The 19,999-nt window shown below is 39.6% G+C and carries 18 protein-coding genes and 2 pseudogenes; 9 read left to right on the forward strand and 11 right to left on the reverse strand.

What is annotated here, in order from left to right:
* Positions 1-46 precede the first annotated feature (46 nt).
* Both KO511_RS04755 and KO511_RS04760 read left to right on the forward strand, forming a co-directional pair.
* Complete coding sequence (locus KO511_RS04755; protein WP_215986330.1) at positions 47-3,106, forward strand: hypothetical protein; 3,060 nt, start codon at positions 47-49, stop codon at positions 3,104-3,106.
* A 97-nt stretch (positions 3,107-3,203) separates the two neighbouring features.
* Entirely contained in the window at positions 3,204-3,446 is a 243-nt protein-coding gene (locus KO511_RS04760; RefSeq protein ID WP_215986331.1) for a hypothetical protein, read from the forward strand.
* 53 nt (positions 3,447-3,499) lie between these two features.
* Here KO511_RS04760 and KO511_RS04765 read toward each other — a convergent pair whose 3' ends face one another.
* On the reverse strand, positions 3,500-4,468 hold the full coding sequence (locus KO511_RS04765; RefSeq protein WP_215986332.1) for a hypothetical protein: 969 nt from the start codon (positions 4,466-4,468) through the stop codon (positions 3,500-3,502).
* Between the two features lie 93 nt (positions 4,469-4,561).
* On the opposite strand from KO511_RS04765, the gene KO511_RS04770 reads away from it, so the two are divergent.
* Positions 4,562-4,960, forward strand: a complete 399-nt coding sequence (locus tag KO511_RS04770) for a hypothetical protein (RefSeq protein ID WP_215986333.1) — start codon at positions 4,562-4,564, stop codon at positions 4,958-4,960.
* Positions 4,953-5,645, forward strand: coding sequence for a hypothetical protein (locus tag KO511_RS04775; RefSeq protein ID WP_215986334.1), 693 nt, complete (start codon positions 4,953-4,955; stop codon positions 5,643-5,645). The genes KO511_RS04770 and KO511_RS04775 overlap by 8 nt, the downstream gene beginning before the upstream one ends.
* Before the next feature lie 45 nt (positions 5,646-5,690).
* Here KO511_RS04775 and KO511_RS04780 read toward each other — a convergent pair whose 3' ends face one another.
* Positions 5,691-6,176 carry a GreA/GreB family elongation factor gene (locus tag KO511_RS04780; protein ID WP_215986335.1) on the reverse strand — a complete coding sequence of 162 codons (486 nt, stop codon included), beginning with the start codon at positions 6,174-6,176 and terminating at the stop codon, positions 5,691-5,693.
* A 111-nt stretch (positions 6,177-6,287) separates the two neighbouring features.
* Complete coding sequence (locus KO511_RS04785) at positions 6,288-7,544, reverse strand: hypothetical protein (protein ID WP_215986336.1); 1,257 nt, start codon at positions 7,542-7,544, stop codon at positions 6,288-6,290.
* A gap of 112 nt (positions 7,545-7,656) precedes the next feature.
* Between KO511_RS04785 and KO511_RS04790 the strand changes: the two genes are divergently transcribed.
* Positions 7,657-9,858 (forward strand): helicase-related protein, encoded by a 2,202-nt coding sequence (locus tag KO511_RS04790; protein ID WP_215986337.1) that lies wholly within the window; start codon positions 7,657-7,659, stop codon positions 9,856-9,858.
* A 390-nt stretch (positions 9,859-10,248) separates the two neighbouring features.
* Here the strand turns inward: KO511_RS04790 and ssb are convergent, their stop codons facing one another.
* Positions 10,249-10,767, reverse strand: a complete 519-nt coding sequence (gene ssb, locus KO511_RS04795; RefSeq protein ID WP_215986338.1) for a single-stranded DNA-binding protein — start codon at positions 10,765-10,767, stop codon at positions 10,249-10,251.
* Between the two features lie 103 nt (positions 10,768-10,870).
* On the opposite strand from ssb, the gene KO511_RS04800 reads away from it, so the two are divergent.
* Positions 10,871-11,296, forward strand: a complete 426-nt coding sequence (locus tag KO511_RS04800) for a hypothetical protein (protein WP_215986339.1) — start codon at positions 10,871-10,873, stop codon at positions 11,294-11,296.
* A pseudogene (locus KO511_RS04810) lies at positions 11,293-11,763 on the forward strand (dihydrofolate reductase). Before KO511_RS04800 ends, KO511_RS04810 begins: the two are co-directional and overlap by 4 nt.
* 69 nt (positions 11,764-11,832) lie before the next feature.
* On the opposite strand, the gene KO511_RS04815 reads toward KO511_RS04810, so the two are convergent.
* Positions 11,833-13,983: a single-stranded-DNA-specific exonuclease RecJ gene (locus tag KO511_RS04815; protein WP_215986341.1), complete on the reverse strand. Its 2,151-nt coding sequence runs from the start codon at positions 13,981-13,983 to the stop codon at positions 11,833-11,835.
* Between the two features lie 121 nt (positions 13,984-14,104).
* Between KO511_RS04815 and KO511_RS04820 the strand changes: the two genes are divergently transcribed.
* Both KO511_RS04820 and KO511_RS04825 read left to right on the forward strand, forming a co-directional pair.
* Positions 14,105-15,739 (forward strand): helicase-related protein, encoded by a 1,635-nt coding sequence (locus KO511_RS04820; protein ID WP_215986342.1) that lies wholly within the window; start codon positions 14,105-14,107, stop codon positions 15,737-15,739.
* Between the two features lie 42 nt (positions 15,740-15,781).
* Positions 15,782-16,006, forward strand: a complete 225-nt coding sequence (locus tag KO511_RS04825; protein WP_215986343.1) for an SUV3 C-terminal domain-containing protein — start codon at positions 15,782-15,784, stop codon at positions 16,004-16,006.
* Between the two features lie 52 nt (positions 16,007-16,058).
* On the opposite strand, the gene KO511_RS04830 is transcribed toward KO511_RS04825, so the two are convergent.
* From KO511_RS04830 to radA, 6 genes and pseudogenes are all read right to left on the reverse strand, one after another.
* Entirely contained in the window at positions 16,059-16,400 is a 342-nt protein-coding gene (locus KO511_RS04830; protein ID WP_215986344.1) for a hypothetical protein, read from the reverse strand.
* Positions 16,397-16,489, reverse strand: a pseudogene (locus tag KO511_RS22505) (topoisomerase DNA-binding C4 zinc finger domain-containing protein); the annotation flags it as partial. The pseudogene KO511_RS22505 and the gene KO511_RS04830, both read right to left, overlap by 4 nt.
* A gap of 89 nt (positions 16,490-16,578) precedes the next feature.
* Positions 16,579-17,028, reverse strand: coding sequence for a hypothetical protein (locus KO511_RS04840; RefSeq protein ID WP_215986345.1), 450 nt, complete (start codon positions 17,026-17,028; stop codon positions 16,579-16,581).
* Between the two features lie 125 nt (positions 17,029-17,153).
* A complete protein-coding gene (locus tag KO511_RS04845) occupies positions 17,154-17,558 on the reverse strand; it encodes a hypothetical protein (protein ID WP_215986346.1) in 405 nt (134 codons plus the stop codon).
* Positions 17,559-17,628: 70 nt separating this feature from the next.
* Positions 17,629-18,600 carry a hypothetical protein gene (locus KO511_RS04850; RefSeq protein WP_215986347.1) on the reverse strand — a complete coding sequence of 324 codons (972 nt, stop codon included), beginning with the start codon at positions 18,598-18,600 and terminating at the stop codon, positions 17,629-17,631.
* Positions 18,587-19,981 (reverse strand): DNA repair protein RadA, encoded by a 1,395-nt coding sequence (gene radA / locus KO511_RS04855; RefSeq protein WP_215986348.1) that lies wholly within the window; start codon positions 19,979-19,981, stop codon positions 18,587-18,589. Before radA ends, KO511_RS04850 begins: the two co-directional genes overlap by 14 nt.
* Between the last annotated feature and the right edge of the window lie 18 nt (positions 19,982-19,999).

Below are 19,999 nucleotides of genomic sequence, written 5' to 3' on the forward strand. Positions count from 1 at the left end.
GATTAAAAGCTACATCTAAAAATTATATACTTAAGAAAAAACAAACATGTCATCAGCAGAACACCATCAGGGCTTACCTATAGAGTCCAATCCTACCGAATCTTTTCTGTGTGGACTTTCCACCAGCGCTACGCCTCTTGGTGGCCTAAATAACGAACTACTAGAGCAAACTGTTAGTCGTTTTTCCAGAATAGGAAATAAGTTATCTCCGGTTCTTTTGGATTACTGCTCGCTATTATCTTTGTCTGACTACGAGGCGATATGTGAGAAGTATAGTGTTAAGGGAATGGTTGGAACTAGGATCGCACTTGAAGATGATAGTGATCTTCTAGGTGAACTTGTGTTTGTCGCAAAAAATGCAGACGGACTTAACGAGATTTCAGAGCTGATTTCTAAGGTTAATGCACATAAGCACAACTTAAAGAAAGTTAAGTATACTGATTCAGATATATCTTTAGGTAACTGGGTTTATAAAACTATGTTACCTGAAGACTTGAACGACATTTCTGACAATGTAACGGTGATGATTTCATCTAAGACGCCGGAAATGAAGGATAAATTGTCTGAAAGAGAATTTGGTGAAAAGTTACTTAGTAAAGTACTTATAGCTAAGGGTATCGACTCTCCTATTAACTCAAATTCAGAGTTGTATCTTGAGCAGATTTCGTTCAGCGATGAAGCAAATATTGACTTCTATGTTAAGGTTCTTGAAAGCCTAAAAGTTGATCTTCCTGAATGGGAAACAACGAAAGAGATTTTTGAGAAACAAACGATGGGGCCTCTGATTACAGCATCAAAGGCCACAAAAACCGTACCTCAAGCTAGAGCTAATTCAGCTACTGTGGTTTCGACATCTGAGCCAATCTCAGTGCTTGAAAAGGAAAAAATGCCGAATACTAACTTCGGGTTTGATGTTTTCGGTGGCGCAAGGGATGTGTTGGAGTCTAAGTTGGCTTCAAACCCACACTTGGACGCTAGGAAATATCGTGATTACCTAGAGCGTGAAATCTCAATACTTTCTGAAATTGGTGGTGCTGGTTACTACCAGACAATCATAGCTTTTTCAAACTACCTAAAAGAGCGAAGCGATCATGACTCATCAGAAGATATGGCATTCATTCGCATCAGGGGGTCGGCAGCAGCATCCATAATACTCAACCTCTATGGTGTTACTTCTAGTTTAAATGACCCAGTTGAGCAAGGGTTGTTGATTGAGAGATTCATTACCTCTAGTCGCATCGAATACCCAGATGTAGATATTGATATTGCAAACGATCAGCGTGAACTTTTTATAGAGTTCATGGAGAGTAATTTTGGAGAGAACACAGTAGCGGCATTCGTAAACCGAAACCGAAAAGCGAGCTTCCGTGAGCTTCTTGATAAGGTTATTGCACTAAACTCTAGTGACGAATCTACAATAAACAGTGCATACATTTCCAAACTTGATCAGGCAATCCGTGCCGAGATTGAAGCTTATGATAGTCAAGATATGCATCTGCACAATGTTGAGGAAAAATCAAAGTTACTTGCTGAGCAAAGAAAGAACAACCCAGAGCTTGATAAAACAATTGTATTGGCTAAAGAGTATTCCGATTGGACTACAACAGTTACCTCACATCAGTCAGGTATGATTTTCTCACCAACTAGGGATTTTAAACTCCCTTTGTTGGTGAACTCCAAAGGAGGGATGGCACTAGAAAGCACTAAGCCATCTAAGCTAGGTTTTGTTAAGTTTGATATTCTCTCTAGTAATAACGTTAAGTTCCTTAGGGAGGCAGCGAAGCTCCTTAAGGAGCAAAAAGGGATAGAGTACGAAGTTCCAAACAAGTTTGATGAGTCATTCTTCTCCTTCTTTGCTGACAACACTGCGTTCTTAAATCAGATGGGTGGCTCAAATATGAGGAGAACTCTTCAAAGGGTCCAGCCTAAGAATATTTATGAACTACTGATGTCAATGGCTCTTCCTAGACCTATCCTTACTAAGGAAGATAGAGATATTTGCTACAAGCGTCGTGCAGGTGCCCTTCCGTTACCTGATAGCGCAATGTATAAAGATCAGAGGGTTGTTGACATCCTTGCACCTTCATGCGGCTTTGTTTTATTTGATGAACAGATCCTTGAGCTTTGCTTTAAAGTTGCTGGAATGTCAGAGGCGCAAGCAGACAAACTGAGAACTGCGATCAAAAAGAATAAGCTCGATGAATTCCATTCAATGAGGGGTGAATTCGTTTCAGGCGTTATGAGTAACGGTGGAAATGAGCTTATGGGTAATGAAATTTATCAGGTTTTAGAGAAGTCTGTTGGTAGATATTCATTCCCGAAAGCTCACGCATTATCATACGCTGCGATTGCAATGGAGCAGGCTTGGTTAAAGCAAAACCACCCAGATATTGCTCTGAATGCAGTTATTAACACCTTCAAAATACCGAAAAACCCACCTAGTGGGCAAGAGTTTACGAATTTTGATCTATTGATGGATGAGTATTCTAATCGAGGTATTGAGGTAGTTTCTCCGAGTATTTCTAAGTCGATGAAGTCTGGTTACAGGCTCGAAGATAATGGCACTAGAAAAGTAATGTATGCACCTCTTGAGCCTATTTTCAAAGGTGTTAAAGGATCTCATGGCGAGGTATTGCTCAACATTATCGGAAAAATACGAGAGAAAAAGTTATCAATAGACCTGACTCTCAAAAACTTCATCGATATTGCTTCTCCTGAGTTCAGAAGAGTATTGATGGAGGAGCATAATGTAGCCAGTCTTAGTGATGTATCTGATTCATTCAAGGGATTAGTGAACCGAATGATTTATTTCGGGGCATTTGATGAAGTGGGATTTATGAAGTCTACCCCTGTAAGTGAGAACCGTAAGGATTCGAGGGCGGCTTTACTTGGTGTGTCACAAATGTATATGGAAGACATTTTATCTGACTCGCCAACAGGAAAATTTAATGATGTTGAAATCAAAATAGACTCACTTGACCTATACGACGCAGAAAGAACAATATTTAAGACTTCTTTCTTTGAAAAAAAATTAGACGTAAAGCCTAAAGTTGAGAAGGTCAATGACCTCAAGGAGTCCAAAAAGGTTTCTAGACCCAAGCCGTAAATCAGATGCTTATGGGGAGCTTATGGTTCCCCATTTTTTTTATTAACATCTAGACTATTTGTGAAAGATTTTCTATTAATTATATAAAAAGAAAGTTATGGGAATTTTAATTCTAGTTTTAATCGTGTTTTTCGCTGTAGTTGGTGTGAAGCACAAAGCAGTAAAAGCTGACGCTGACCTTCCAAGTTGTGTTATGGATGGTACAAAAGCATTTTTGATCGATGTTAAGGCTGTGATTGCTGGTCTGTCGAAGAAAAAACCTAAAGAAGAAGACAAGTCTGAGGCTGAAGAGTCTAGTGAAGACGAGTCTGAATCTGATGTAAAAGAAGAAGGTAAGTAGTTATCCCTCTTAATGAAAAAAAGGACGCTTCAAGCGTCCTTTTTTTATTAGTGCTACTTAGACATTAGCCTTTCGGTTTGCTCTTCCATTTCTTTGTAATTAAACAGGAATTCAGCAATTTTACCAAAAGCATCGAACAGTCGGATCGTGTTAGTGTAGATGCTGTCAAACAATACTTCTTCTTTACTCAGTTCTTTTGAGCCACCTCCAGAAGAAGCGTCGGATAGCTCGGCAGATGATTCCATCTCTGCATCTGTCTCTGCTCCACTGACACTAATGCCAGTAGGAAGAAATTTATTGCTGATCTTGAAAAAACACATTAGGTTTTCATCGTACAGTCGCATCGCAACTTGATGTACTAGAAAATCTATTTCTTCCACAATCGCCTTAAGTTCACTTTGCTGGCTAAGATCTGCGTCATCAAATGTCACCATTGTGCCATCAGATTTCTCTACCTTAACAGAGCTTACTGGCTCGATCCCTTCTGGCAAAATATCTGGGTAAGTAAAGAAGTCAGCCAACTTTTGAGCGTCTTGTTTGGTTTTGAAAGTACGGACTTTCAGTTCTGGGAAAGTCAGTTTCAAGAATGGTAAAAGCTTATCCTCAAATACCTTGTGAGAAGTAGATGAGTAAATGATATTGTTTTTGGTGTCGAAAATAATTTCGAATTCTGTGAATTTGAAGTCTGCACTTGCTTTTAGCTTAGACTTCATAGCCAATTCAACATCCGCAACCTTAACGTCAAGTCCTTTCTGAGTGTTTTCTTGAACTTTTTGACGTACTAAGTCCGCAAGACGCTTCTTGTTGATTGTACGTGTAGCCATTTTGAACGTGGTCTTCACGAAACCGTTACCTTCAACAAAGATGTTGTCTAACTTTTTATGAATTTGTGAAAAGCCACAACGGTAGTCTTCAGTAGCTTCAAATTCATCTAGGGCATATGCCTTATCTTCAATGAATTGGGTTAAAACTTCGTTTGTTAGATTTACACCAAACCACTTATGCAATACAAATTTTTTCATTTTATAAACTCACCCACATCAACATATGTCATTATATTACCACGCAAATTCGGACACTCAAGAATTTTTTGCTACTATTTACAATAAAAGTTCATGAAATATCACGATGTGGTATCCATAGCGGATGAGCAGAAAGACTTCTTAAAAATTGCTGACGAATGTTCAAATTTAAAGCAATCAGACTTCACAAAGATTAAGGCTATTTCAGATATTGTGTGTGCAGTTGATGAAAGCAGTAAGGGGAAAGTAATGACCTTCATGGCAACATCCTCGTTTACGTCTATGTCCTCAATGCTCAAAAGTACAATCAGAGAGGATGAAAGAGCAACAAGAAAGTTCTTCGATTTAATTACTGAGTCAGATTTAGATAGTCCTGTTGGAAGAGTTTTGCTGGGTAAGCTCAAGTTGTTTTACACGCTAAAAATCATCTCAAGTACATTCGACGACCAGAATTTGTTAAACTTAAAAAAAGCTTTTACTAACGATGACTAAAATCAGATTAAAATTAATTGCGTCTATTATTGTTGCTGTCGGGGTTAACGGTGTTGCTGTTGCTGCCCCAACTATCCCATCAGCAAGCAATGATGTGATGCTCCAATACTACAAGGAGAATGAAAAGTACGCTTGTACTCCTGAAGAGTTAGCAGACTTATTAAAGGACAGAAGAAAATCCCTTTCGGTGACTCCCAACATTATGAGTGCGAATAGGTTTGTTCAAAATGAAGCTGCAAACAATAAAGACGACCCAGATAACTGTTTAATACTTTTTGATAATCTCAAGGTTGTAGAGGATATACAAAAGCTAATAGCAAAGCTTCAAGCTCTGAAAATGCCGGACTTCTCAACGGATGGTATGGGCGCGGCAGCACAAGCCTTAGCGACACAGCTATTTGATGCTGCGATGCAAAGTGTTTGTAATGCGTTAACCAAAGAAGCTGCTGAGCAGTTGATTAACGAAATAATGAACAGACAACTTGGCTTTGATATCGGTGACGTCAAAGAGTTTGACCACAAAGAGTTTGCTAAGGGTGTAGCAATGGGTCACGCTGGCGCTTATCTTGAGTCAGAGGAGATTGATGCAGACTGGCTAGATCAGGTGAATCATAAGGATCTTATGACAGGTGAGATTGGAAACCAGAAAGAGAAACTGGTTGAAGAAGCGTTCAAGGATAAATAATTGTCCTGTATTATCAAAAAAGGCACCGTTAGGTGCCTTTTTCAATTAGTGTCTACTTATTTCTAGTATCTCTAACTCTCGTTCTCCGCTCGGGGTGTCAAAGCTAATTATGTTACCGATTCTCTCATTCATAAGTGCTTTACCTAAAGGGGATAGATAAGAGATGATGTTATCTCTAACGCTAGGTTCTCGGTCGCCAAGGATCTGATATGTGAACTTTTTCTCTGTATCTAAATCCAAAAACTTAACTGTGGTGCCAAATCGAACTACTTCACGCTCATCTGGTAGAGATTCAATGTCAACGACTTGGCAACTTGATAAGAAGGTCTCTAAATCATGAAATTTTTCACTTATAGACTCCCTCTCCGCCATTAAGCGAATCATTTCTACGTTTTCGCTTTCATCACCAGTTTCTGTCTCTCTGTTTTCTTTAATTTGCTGAACAACTTGATCAGCTTGCTCTCTAAGTAGTCGGATATCCTCAGTAATTTTATTGTATCCGTTGAGGCTAATGTAAGGTTTGTTACCCATTTTCTTTTTTTCATTATATTTAGCTCTATTATAATAATTTTTCAAATCACAATGAAAAAATAAGGAGAGTTTTTAAGCTCTCCTTTTGTAAATTGATTTAATATAACTTTCTCAGCTTCCTGTGAGAATCAGGGTAGATAAGCGGGTTCTTAATTTTTTCGCCTCGTTATCTTTAAGTGCTGAAATTGAGGCAACTATCTCTTCTTCAGTTATATCTTTGCCAGCGATCTCTTTAATTAGGGAGATAGCAAAGCCTTTTGCCTTATCATTTGAGGATGCTTCACGGTTGTAAGCGTTTAGTGTCTTAGTAACAACCGCTGAAATCTCACCAGTTTCTACATCTGATGAGCCTGTGGCGACCTCTGACGGCTCTTCTTGCGATGCTTCTGCATGAGGTGGCGTTTGACTCGAATTGCTTTCTGGTGCAATTACAGGTGCTTCACTTTTAGTAGATTTATTTTTAGTAGATTGATTTTTCTTTTCATCTTTAGGAAGGTGTTGATCGAAGCCGCCGTAGGTGTCTCGTTTCTTCTTGATGCTTACAGAGTCAGCTTTACTTTTACTCAGCCAGCCAGTGATACGATATCCTTCATCTTGGGTCATATCGTGTATTGATTTGGCACTGCTATTTCTCAAGCGACTTAGAATTGCTTTTTCAGACAAGTCCAGTTCACGCATTTTTTCAATAATACGCTCTTTGATAGTTGTAGATACAAGCTTTAGATCTTCGCTGTCATCGCTTTGAGCATCAATGAGGGCGTTCAGTTCGTCCGTTCTGCTAACTGGTTGAGCATTATTTTCCGAAGTGGTTGTGATTTGAGCCTCGGATTGACTATTATCTGTATCAGTAACATGCTCTAAATCTTCGGTATTACTTACTGGTTCTATGGTTGCTGCTATTTGTTCTTTAGGGCTAGCTATGGGAAACTCTTGTGCGAACTCTTTTGGTTGCTCAGGTGCTTTAGGTTTTTCCAAAGCTACTTGAGGAGAAGTGTTTTCAGAAGAAGGGTCTTCAATATCAAAGCCCATGAGCATAAGAGCTTCTAGTGTAGCAAGGTTGTGCAGTGTTCTGCTCGGGATGCTATGTTCGTTCAGCTTCTCTAGCGATTGTATGGAAGCAGTTAGCGCCGTCTCGGCTAAAATTTCTTCAAATTTACCGTTAGTCACAGAGAAAGTTACAGACTGAGAAATGATTGTGTCTTTAAAGTCACTTTTAGAGGTAACCTTTAGGCTTTCGCCAAAAGTTTCACGAAGTGCCTTAAGGGCAAATTTAGATAAATTCTGAGAATTTTTATTTGGGTGGTCAGCAAACTTTGATAATGCCGTTGAAAGCTTGTTACCTGCCCCAGATGTGCGAGGTTTAGACATAAGTTGTTCCTGCTAGAGATTCTTGTATGCAAATTACGCTTATATTCTAACCTAATACTTAAAGAAGTGAAGTAATTTCATATCCATATATTAAAAAAAATAGGAAATTGTAGTGTTTGATATTATTACAAAGCTAAAACTCTCAAAGTTTGAGCGCCTTGCTGAGTCCATTATGTCTCGCTCTAAGTCATTGTTTGAGCGCAATAATGATGAATTAATACACATGCTGTCCTCTTCCAGAGAATTAGAGGTATATGCCGCATTAAGAGTTTTAGCAGAGAGAGCTGTTGGCCTTAAACCTTTCAAAGTTCAAGTCATGGCGGCACTATCTTGCTCAGACGGTCATGTGATTGACATGAAAACGGGTGAAGGAAAAACCTTGGTCGCCGCTATCTCCTCTATAGTGCTGGTTAAAAAGGGATTCGTAGTAAATGTTGCTACCGCAAACAAATATCTAGCAGACCGTGATTTTGTAACCATGAAACCACTTTTTGATCTTTGTGGTGTTAATGTATCTCGTCTCTCGGGGAGTGAGCACGGTTCAAAAAGTTCTAATGTTTATTACACGCACTTTACTGAAGAAGGCTGCTTATCTTGGTTAGCTGACCATCTCGCTAGTGAGTTGTCATCAATATCTCATCCTCAGCTACTAGGTGCCTCTGACGTAAAAACGGCTCTTATCATTGATGAGATAGACCATAGCCTTATCGATTCATCTGGGGTTAATTACTCAATTGTTTCAAATTTGGAGATAGGAAGTTTCTATCAGCAAATTGCTGAACTTTGTAAGCAAACGGGTCATAAGTCTGAATTCACTAATGTTGATAAGCATGGTGATTATGAGTTTATTGAGAATTTTTATCAGTTTGTTGAAAACCTTTTTATAGAGTCAGGCTTGGCTTCTAGTCATGTAGATCTATACGGCGATGCGTATGAGTTAATGATTCACTTTAGATCAGCGTACACAGCCTTTTACATCCTTCATGAATCCAAAGATTACGTAGTTAAGTCAGAAAGGATTCATCGAATTGATAGAAAGTCGGGGCGTTTGATAGATGGTGGCTTTCTAGGATCGGTTTCGGCTTACCTGAGTTACAAGCATGGTATACCCATTCCAAATTCTAACTTAGAGATAGTCAGTTGTGCCCTACCGCATTACGTAAAGAGCTTTGACCTTCTAAGTGGCATGTCAGGAACAGCATCTTTAAATTCTTTGGAGTTAAAGCATAGCTATGGTGTTCACACTTTAAGCATACCTACAAATGTCCCGACACAAAGAGTTGACCACGGTCATATCTTGTTTTCTAGCCAAGAATCTCTAAAAGAGAATGTTACTAAATTCCTGTGCAAGGCTTCGCGAGAACAAAGGCCAGCGTTGGTAATATGCGACAATGAAGCGCAGGCAGACATAATTGCTAACCTTCTTACCCAGAAGGCTGTCAATGTCACGTTGCTTACCTCATCAAATGTTGAGCAAGAAGCAGACATTTTATCTCACGCAGGAGAGTTTGGGTCGATGATTGTCACGACTAGAATGTGTGGTAGAGGAACGGATATTGTTTGCGAGGATAAAGATCGAGGTTTGCTGATTGTTGTTATTGGTATGGGCTTGACGAAAAATGATGATCAGCAAGTTATTGGTCGTACTGGTCGCCAAGGCGCAAAAGGTGACACCTACTTTTGTTTATCTCTTGAGGATGAGCAATTTCAGTCACGCTCAGGAGCGGCGTTAACTAATTCACTTTTAGTTAACTTAGTGCAAGATGATATTTCTGACATTGACTACCATATCTCTGGTGCGACAACTCGATTAATAGAAAAGCTCCAGAAACAGTCTCTTTCTATTATGAGAGAAAGAAGAAAGCGCGTTTCTCTATACAACAATCCTATAGATAGCCAGCTTAAGTTATTGATGCAAAAGCGTGAAAGCATACTATTTTCTGCAAACCCTGTAGAGATCCTCTACGGTATGGCACCTTCAAAGGTTGAAAGCCATAAAAAGTTGATTGAGCATTATGAGTTTACGCTAGGTAAAGATGTACTTGCATCTTGTATACGTAAAGGCATGGCGGAAGGCTTAACCAAGTCATGGAATAGACACCATGTTAATTTGGTGAATATTAAGCTTGATACTTCTAGTAATGCTCAGGCTGCTTCGAATATTAATAACTTCAAGAAGAGTTGCTTCGAGGCTTTTTCTGCTTTCGCGGGTACAGTGAATTTAGATATTTTCGAATATACGATCACCTTCCTAAATAAAGAGGCCGCTAAAAAAATGGCTAGTAGTGCCTATCTCCCTGTAGGGATATATTAAAGTCTTAAAAATACTTTGATTTATACTATCGTCAGGCGTAATATAAGCCCTTAATTTAAAAGGAGTTAGTTAAGTTTGTCATATACTAAGTTGAATTTAAACGGATTTATTAAAGTAACTGAAGCGCGTAGAAAAGTTTTAATGTGCTCCAGTTCTGGTTACACCCTAATTGTGGCATTTCTCTTTTTTGTAAGAGTTATGTATGAAGTGGTCAGTTACTCTTCGATAATGGCTGTAGGTTAAGTTGAGGGTCAGTTTGTTACTGACCCTTTTTGATCACTTATTATCATTGTTTGTTTTTCGGATAAAGAAAACCCGCATCAATGACACGGGTTTGGTTTATTTAATTTAAACACTCAAACTAAAAAAAGTGTTTATTTTTGTTTTTGTCTAAAATGGTATGTCATCTTCATATAAATCAGGTGGTATACTGTCATCTTGATCAGTCTTGGTAGGTACAGGACTTGCTTTCTTCTCTTCAGACTTTTGCTCTTTTGGATCATTGTTCTGAGGGGTGCCTGCGTCAGAGCCTTGGTTTTGACCAGCCTTATTTGGTTGACCTTGTTCAATACCGCGACCCATTGGTTCGAACTCTTCAATAACGATTTCAGTGGTGTATCGTTCTTGGTTGTTGTCATCCATCCATTTACGAGTTTGAAGTTTACCTTCCACGTAAAGTTTTTGGCCTTTGGCAAAATTGAAGTTGAGCATTACTTCTGCCAGTTTTCCATACACCACACAGCGGTGCCATTCTGTTTTCTCTCTTTGTTCACCAGTAGTCTTATCACGCCAAGTCTCTGATGTAGCTATTGATAGGTTTAAGATACCACCATTATCACCTGCTTTAAATGAAGGCTCTTGCCCTATGTTGCCACAGATGATGGCCTTGTTTACGCCTCTTTTTGCCATTTTTTTCTTTTACCTTGTTTGAATTTTTCTTAATCTTAATACTAAAAAACAAGTATATATGCATTATATTACCACACGCATTTGGCCTATACTAGGCGTCATTATGCTGCTACTTTCTGCAAATACCTCATTCAGCAAGAGTTTGGGCGATGACTCTGTCTTCTATAGAGCTACTGATGGCAGAGAGGATAACGTTTACGTTGTCGGTATCACACGAAGTTATTTGGACAAATTTGTTAATGAAAAAGTTAGAATGTGGGGTGCCTTCCAGAAGTGCGAACAGCAAAAACCTATAACTTTTGTTGATCCACTGTTTACGTCTGAGTCAGTGACATTTTCTGTAACCAACTCGTGCAAGATGATGGTTAAGACTGTTTTTGGCCTTCAGGAGTGCCAAGGTAACCCAATGGCAATCTTGTACATCCAAGACTACCTAAAAGAAGATTTAAGGCTTGGGTATGGTGCGGAATACTTAACGCGCTATGAGCGTGATTATTTAGATCAATACTGTAAGGTGATTTCAAAATGATAGCAGCTATCTCAAATGAGTTAGCGATTGGAAAAAACAACAAGCTTCTCTGGCATATCCCAGAAGACCTTCAGTGGTTTAAATCAGAGACCTCTGACCAAATTATCGTTATGGGTAGCAAGACATAGGAGAGCCTTCCATTTAGACCACTACCTAACCGTAGAAACTTAGTTCTAAGTAGAGACCCTAATGCAGTGTTTGAAGGGACTGAAACGGTCTCATTCGAGCAGGTTATTGAGTTGAGTAAGGATAATGATGTGATCATCATTGGTGGTGGTGAAATCTATCGTTTATTCATCAATTATGCTGAGTCATTACTCATAACAAGAGTTAACATATCGGTGCCGGATGCAGACTCATTTTTTCCTGAATACAAAGATATCTTCAAGCTTGATCGGGTTGTTTATAAGGGCAGATGTCAGTCATCTGGATTGATTTTTACTGTTGAGGTTTATGGGCGGCAGTAAAGCCACCAGCACCATATAAATAATAAAGGGGTTAGTTTTGTTGTCTCGTGATTAGTCTAAGTGTAGCTATTACTGCATTGAGCAATCTTCAACTATGGTCACGACTGTAAGCTGGACAGATCGGCTTCTAAGGTAGTTATCCCCTACTTCACACAAAAGCCTTAGCTTCGACCCTACATGAACTTTTGACAACTCATCTGCCTTATCCCCTAGCCTAGGCCAAAATGCATTGTATTCGGTTCCATTTCGATCCCATTTACCTCGGATCTTGTAGTGTTCACTTTCCCCGATTCGGTCTAGCTTCGTTATTAGTAGGTCAAATTCATACGCTGGTCTTTCAAACCCAATACCGAAAGGTTCCAGTTGGTTTAGCTCATCGACAATATTCAAGTCCAAGTTTCTATCTTCAGGGAGTTCACCATCAGAGTAGTAGCAAGCTTGTAGAGAGATGTTGTTGTCTGCACACTCTTTGCGAACAAACTCATCAAACGTTTCTCGGAATTCGTCCAAATTATCCAGTTTGATAGTCACGCCACCAGCAGCCTCGTGACCACCGCACTTCACAACAACATCAGGACGCTCTTTCTCAATACGCTCAAAGAGATTCTTTATTGATACCCCGTGTACACTTCTGGCAGAGCCTGTAAGCTCATCTACGCCCTCTAGGTATAGCTTGGGCTTATTCTGAACGGAAAGGTCTAGGATAAGGTTTCCCACCTTACTGCTAAAGACATGCTCTCTTTTACCTAATCCTTTAAACAGACTCTTAGTAGTCATAGACGTTGCTTGAGCCATTGTAAGCTCTTTTATTAGCTTCTTTTTGCCGCTGAACGTTGAGTAGAGAGTCAATGTCGGGTTGTTCTTATCAAGTGTTTTCTTGATTTCGATAACCTCGTCTTTGTTTACCTTAACTTCATTGAATGTTGCCAACTTACTGAATATGTCCACATTCAGGTTTTCTTTTTCAATGATGTCGAACTTAACCTTTGTCTTCTTGTTGCTCTTGGGAGCAAGGATTATAGTCGGACGTCCATATTTTTGAGCGACGTTCGCTGCAACTATGCCATGTATCCCGTGATTTCCATTTGGTTGGTAGATACACAACCCTAGTCGGTCTTCGCGCTCTACCTGCTGTAAGGCAACGATGCCAGCAGCATTAAATAATGACCTCTGAGCAATCTTTCTGTCCTCGTTGAATTCTTTTAACCCAATAAGGTGTCGCTTTGCCTCGTTGTCTGTCTCTGATAGGAAGAATTTAACCCCTAGCAAGGCATCTTTACCCATTCTCGATGCAGCATTGATGATTGGAGCTAGCTTAAATCCAATGGTTTGGGATGTTATGGGTTCATTTTTTTGTAACTGCATATCCTTAAACGCAGCCCAACAGATATCAGAACCAGCATTCATGCGTTTGACCCCAGCATGAACAAAGCCTCGGTTTATCGGGTAAGCTATCGATGTACAGTCTGCGATAGTAGCTGCTGCTGCCAGCGGTAATGTAACCCCCATCGGAGGAAGAGTGCTTTTATCACGCACGCCCTTATCTATAAGTCGCTTTCTTACGTGCGCCATAAGCATTAGAGCAACAACGGCACCGCATATATCTTTACACTCAAATTCGCAGTCACTTCTTTTCGGGTTTATGAATGCATAGGCGTCCTTAGGAAGGTTGTCTTCATCAATCTCATGGTGATCGGTGATGATGATGTCGCTGATTATGCCTTTAGATTTAGCCCATTTCTTGTGTGCTGTAACTTGTGCACCATCTTTGCTGCCTTGGTCAGCAGTGATGATTAGCGTAGGTGGTGGGTTTGTAGTCTGAATTCTCTCGATGAGCTGAGGGGTTAGGCCGTACCCGTGTTCCATTCTGTATGAGTTGTAGACTTTAATTCGAGTAGGGTTGCAACCAAATACGTTAACCAAACTCTCATACAAAATTGTACCAGAAGAGACGCCATCAACATCAAAGTCACAAACTAGACCTATGATTTCACCCTTCGATATAGCTTTTATGATTCTCGATGCCGCTTTTGATATATCTTTCAGTTTCGATGCATCAACTTTTGATAGATCAGGATTTAAGAATTCTTTAAGGTCGATGCCTTCTGGTAGTTGTCGTTTAGAAATTATGTCTGCCTGAAATGAGCTTGCATTTGAGTGCAAAGCACTTTGATAAGACTCACGGTTTTTAGGTCTTCTTTTAATTATTGGTTTCAGCATTCTTTTGAGCCTTCAGTCTATCGCTCTGGATTCACAAGGTATGTTATCAAATCTATTAATTTTTAACCACATTTAGATATTTTGGAACCAGGGGTAAAATGAGTAAAATATAGAAAAAAAGATGACCAATTCCATCTCACCTCCAGACAACTCAGTTGTAAAGGAGTTTATGGATAACGCCAGTTACAGCAAGATGATTAAATTCATTGCTAAGCTGCCACCCGAACAACTTGCCTCGGCTCAAAATGCCATCGACACATTCTCTGCACTTATCGAATTAAACTTCGAATTCAAACAAAAACCCTACTTTGATCCAACTAAGAAGATTCGCTTCAATGTTTCTCCGATAGACAATCTGGAGATCTGGATGGGTTACACCCCAAATTCAAGATCTGCTTTTTCTAAAAAAGACATCCATAGTATATCTGAGACTGTAAACAGTACAATACAAGATCTCTTTCCTTATGGGTCTATGAGGGATGCGCTCCTTAATGAGTTGTTGTCTGAGCCTGTATACCTCAAGGAGGATAACTGGGATAAGAAGCTAAGAAAGCTTCAGTCTTCTATCATTACCAAGTCTTGGTTTAGTGACAAGACACTTGAGTTTATCGGACTGTTCCCTAAAGTTCGTCGCATAAAGCGTAAAGTGTTTATCTTTGCTGGTGAGACTAGCAGTGGAAAAACTTATCAAGCTCTAAAACGATTAAAAGCCGCAGAAACAGGAGCCTACGTGGGGCCACTTCGCCTTAATGCTCTGGAAGTTTATGATGAACTTACCTCAGAGGGAATAGTGTGTGACCTCCTTACTGGTGAAGAGAAGGTTGTTTATGACGGTGCCTCACACCAAGCCTCTACTGTTGAGTTAATGCCTTTCACTAAACCTTTAGACTGTGCAGTAATAGATGAAGCCCAGCTAATGGATGATGAAGAAAGAGGACATTCTTTTGTTTCTGCAATACTAGGAGCTATAGCTAAAGAAATCTGTATCACATGCCCTCCTTGGGCGATTGATAAGATAAAAGCTTTATGTGAGATGGTGGGTGACGATGTTGAGGTTGTTCTTCTTGAAAGAAAGACCAAGCTAGTTACTACCCAAGATCCTATTTACGATTTCACTATGCTACAAGCGACGGCTATCGTGGCATTTTCTAGAAAAAGAATATTCCAAATCCGTAAGTTACTGCCCAGAGATTTAAAGGTAGGTATTCTTTATGGTGGTATGCCTCCAGAAGTAAGAAGAGAGCAAGCTAGAAAGTTCAGGAACAAAGAGGTTGATGTTCTAATATCTACGGACTGTATTGGTTTAGGGCTAAATCTACCAATTGAGTACTTGGTATTCGACACTGTTGAAAAGTTTGATGGTGTCGAAACTAGACTATTGACTCAAGGAGAGGTTCTGCAAATAGCTGGTAGGTTTGGCATATTTGATATTGGGTACGTTAGTGGTATGGGTAGTAAAGCTCACATCTATACAGGCAGAATGCTTGAGGAGGAAAACCACACGGTTATGCTAGATAAGTACTTTGCTGCTGTTCCATTCTTCTTTGTAAGAGAATTCATGGAAGCTACTGGGATACAGAGGATTAGTGCTGCACTCACTCTTATATACGAGAATGTGAACTTTGATTCTCAGATTTTCGACCTCACTAACATAGACGTTATTATGGAGAACCTTATCTTCATAGAGAAGCATGCGCCTTCACTTGATCCACAGGAGAAATGGGTTATTGCTCATATGCCAGTACAGATAGAGTAATGTGAAAGAGTGTTCTACGAATGTCTTCAGTTGATGTCGGGTATGAAAAAAAATATCTCAATTGAGGAAGTAATTTTGAATCTTCCGTGTGGTAAGCAGGATACACTTTTTGAGTTAGAGAGGCTGTTTGCTCAGGTTGATTGCATAAGATGGTTCTTAAACCGTTTTCCTGAAAGGGTTGAGGAGTTTGCTGACCCAGTATTGATTGAGCATATAAGAAAACGTGCTGAGAAAAAAATGAATGAGTCCGTTGCTTCTATAAAATAGAGAGCTGGTGGCTTTTAAATTAAAACCGACCTCATGGTCAGTTTTTTTATCCTTAAGCTACGAGAGTTATCTCTTTGCTTATGATTTCATTTAGCTCCTTTTGTAAAAAGGATTTTGTTAAAGCATCTGGATCATCTATGTCGAACAGGATATCTTTCTGGTCATCAGATTGCGGCGATTCACGAAGCACTTGAATAGTTGCTTCATCAAAACATCGAAGCAGCGCCAGTAGGGTTCTTCTATCCCCTTCTTTAATCAAATTGAGCAGGTCTTGGCTATATCTGGACAAAAAGAAATCCATGTGTGAGTTCTTGTTGTGCAGTATAGAGATGATTTTGTCTGCACTGCCACTTGTAACCCACTCTCTTAATAGAGACTCATATGATAAAATCATCTAATACTTTTGGTAAATTTGCACTCAGGGTATTTGGTACAACCTAGGAAATCCTTTGTTTTTCCTTTCCTGACAACTAGTGACCCTTCGCCGCAGCTTGGTTAACATGGCTGTAGTTTTACTTACTCTAAAACAAACACGTACTTTCCCTGTCATATTCTTGCACCAATTTTTTAATTTATGATAATAAATCTTTTGCTGATTCTGGTTCGTCGTATGGTTTTATACTAGAAATGAAAACAGCATATTTAGAATCCAGTTCTTCGTCATCTCTAACGCCAACTACGATATCTTTATAACCTAAGTTCTGCGCTGAGTATGGGGCTTCCTTGTCTAAGGAGAACTCTTTCTTCAAGAACTCAGCTTTATTGCCTTTAAGCATCGCATCCCTAGTCGCCGTACCACAGTAGATCACCTTACCTTTGGCTACCTTGATGGTTATTTCAGGGTGGTCTATGCATCCTTTCAATACCTGACCATAGTTGGATTCAAGGTATTTGTTAATGCTATTCTCTGGATTCGGGTCTACTACTCTTCGCTTTTCACAATCTTCAGTTGTTTGGTCAATAATTGTTGCTTTAATTTCAAAAGAGAAATCTTTTTCACCATCATTAACGTAAACTAGCAAGTAAGGGACAACTCCATTGCCCATAGGGATAAGATGACTATTGGCTATCTCAGAGAGTTCTTCAATAGAGGAGATTGTTTGATGTGTTACAGGTTGACCAAATCGAGCGGATAGTGATTTTATCTCTATATAATATACTCTTTACCTGCTTGGCTTTTCCCTATAACCACCTTTGATTTTAGGATCGCGGCTACCGTTTTTTTGTCTTTTTCCGACTTACGGATTAAATTTGCCCACCTTGAGTACCAAGCGCCATCCTCGTTATTAAGGTAGGCGCTTTCAAAGCAAATAATTGCACCCTTTCCGCACCTCTTTTTTTCCTTGATTATTTTTAAGTTAGGTCTGTCGAAGGAGGCGTCAGGTTTTTTTTCAAATTTTGATAAGCGAACGACAACTTGCCCACCAGTATCCATTCTGGTTCCCTTGATTTGGTTTTCTTCCCACTCATCAACGGTTACCACCAGATTGGTGCTATTGTTGTTTCCACTTGGTTTTTTTATATCGTTTAATAGGGCGTCTAATGCACTCATTTTGATCTTTATTTCTAAATAAAGTATTTTTATTGCGCGATTACAAGATAGACGCCCAAAAAACTAGAATTTATAAGGCAATAAGTTTTTCTTCACAAATTGGCTTGGCTTGGACTGGTTTTCTTATCAAGTTCTTGACTACAGGCAACTCCTTGTATTTAGGGTCTTCGGTCATTTTTTTATAAACTTCGCCCAATATTACCGAGTCAACCATTGCTCCGTGAACATCGCGATCTATATCGTCTACCTCATAGAAGTATCGTAAGAATTCAAGGTTGTGAGCCATGGTGATTTTTGTACCAGCGCTTTCCAAGTCTTGAAGCTTTTTCATTACGAGAGGCTTTATTGCTGCTCGAATTTCGTCGCGTGTGTACATTTCTTTAATAAGCTTAAGGCTATCGATTGGAGTAAAGTATGACTCAAAACCTGCAAAAGCTGTGTTACCTTCGTGCAGGAACTCCGCCTTGTTGTATTCGCAATCCAAAAACTCGATATCAAACGGTGCGTTGTGTGCGAGAAGGCAAAGCCTACCTTTGACTTCATTGCAAAGATCTACACATGACAAGTATTCTAGTGCTGGCTTAATTCCACTAAAAGTTTTTGCTGGTTTCGGAAGTTTGAAGTCGGTTTCGTCTAGTTTGGAATCCAACAGTCCAGTTTTCCCATTCAAAAAACTCTCATTAATTCCATGAACGTACAACACCTCGTTTGGAACATATTTAATTGAGTTGTATCTATCTAGAATTTTGGAATCTTCTTTAAATGGGTTTACATACTCATGGAAAAAAATCTGTTGACCTTCATCATCTAGTAGTGGTTTTTCAATAATTGTTCCATTGCCAACGTATGCTAACAGTGCTATTTCAAGCACCCTATCTCTAATGTCTTTGTTTGCTCTGTCCCCTTTAGGTTCAGTTCCTGTTGTCTCAGTATCACCAACCCAGATAACATTTTTTCCCGACTCGAGGACAGATCTTATGATGTTTCGCCAACGTTCAACTTTATGGGCTGGTGTTAGGATAAGTGTATCAGTTAAATGCATTCATCAGTCCTCGAATGTTATTGATAGAGATCAGTTTTGATTTGTCAGTTTTTTCTGTTAGTTGCTCGAACAGTTGTTGCGAAATGTATATTTTTTTGAATCCATGCCTTAGGACTTCTTCTACTCGCTGAGCACCATTAGGAACAGATTTCACTTCCCCTGACAGAGTGAGTTCCCCAATGAAGCATGTATTGCTATCTATCACTTTATCTTCAAGTGAGCTTACCAATGCTGCTGCTATTGCTAAATCACTGGATGTGTCTTGCTCGGAGATTTTGAAGCCGCCAACAACACTAATGAAAATGTCCGCATAGAAATTTTTACCGCAGTGTTTTCTTAGTATTGCCGCGATTAGTTGTACCCTATTAAAGTTTACGCCTAGACAAACCCTCTGAAGTTTCTCAGATTGAGTTTCAACAACCAAAGCCTGAATCTCAACGAGAATACTTCGGTTAGACGCCCTTAGGCATGTTGTGGCACAGCCCGAAGTATTTGATGAACTAGCGCTCCTAAATTCAGCAGAAGGATCACTGATCTCAACCATGCCTTCACCTTCCATTTTGAACAAACCGACAGTTTCCTCGCTACCAAATCGGTTTTTCATAGATCTTAATGTTCTAAGGTTCGAGTGCTCAGATTTCTCAAGGTGTATATGGGTGTCAATTGTATGCTCTAAAACCTTTGGGCCAGCCATAGTATTGTCTTTGGTAACCTGACCGACGATAAAGGTTGTAACATTGTTTTGTTTGGCGAATTTTGTTATCTCACTGCCGCATTCCTTTACTTGTCCTACAGAGCCTTTAGAGCCATCAACAGTAGAGGCAACAAAAGACTGTATAGAATCGTAAATTGCGAATTCAGCTTTTGTCTCACTAGCTTGTTCAAGGGCTTTATCTAGGCTGTCTGTGACAAGTATGAACATATTGTCATTTACGTAATGCGGAGCAACACGATCTTGTCTATTCTTCCATTGATTTTGGTTTTCTTCACCTGTTACATAAATCACTTTCTTGGATGCAGAAAGGAGAGCCGCTAGAAGCGTTAGCAAAGTAGTTTTACCTGCTCCGGGACTTCCTGATATTAATGTGGCAGAACCTACAGTTACGCCCCCACCCATCACTCTATCAAATTCACCGATCCCAGTATTGAACCTAAGGTGTTCAACCTTTACTACTTCTGATGGCTTAGTGGCTTTTTCGGAGCTTTCCCCGCCATACCCCCCGCTTGATCTTGAAGCTTTTGACGCTAAGCTTTCTCTTGTTGGTCCCAGATTTATCTCTGATATAGTGTTCCAAGAGCCACAGGAGTTACATTGACCTTGCCACCTAGGGAAGTCTGCGCCGCAGTCGTTACATACATATACTTTTTTTGCTTTTGCCATTATTGATTAAGTATTAAA

Source organism: Vibrio hepatarius (genome assembly GCF_018860525.1).
GTDB lineage: Bacteria > Pseudomonadota > Gammaproteobacteria > Enterobacterales > Vibrionaceae > Vibrio > Vibrio hepatarius_B.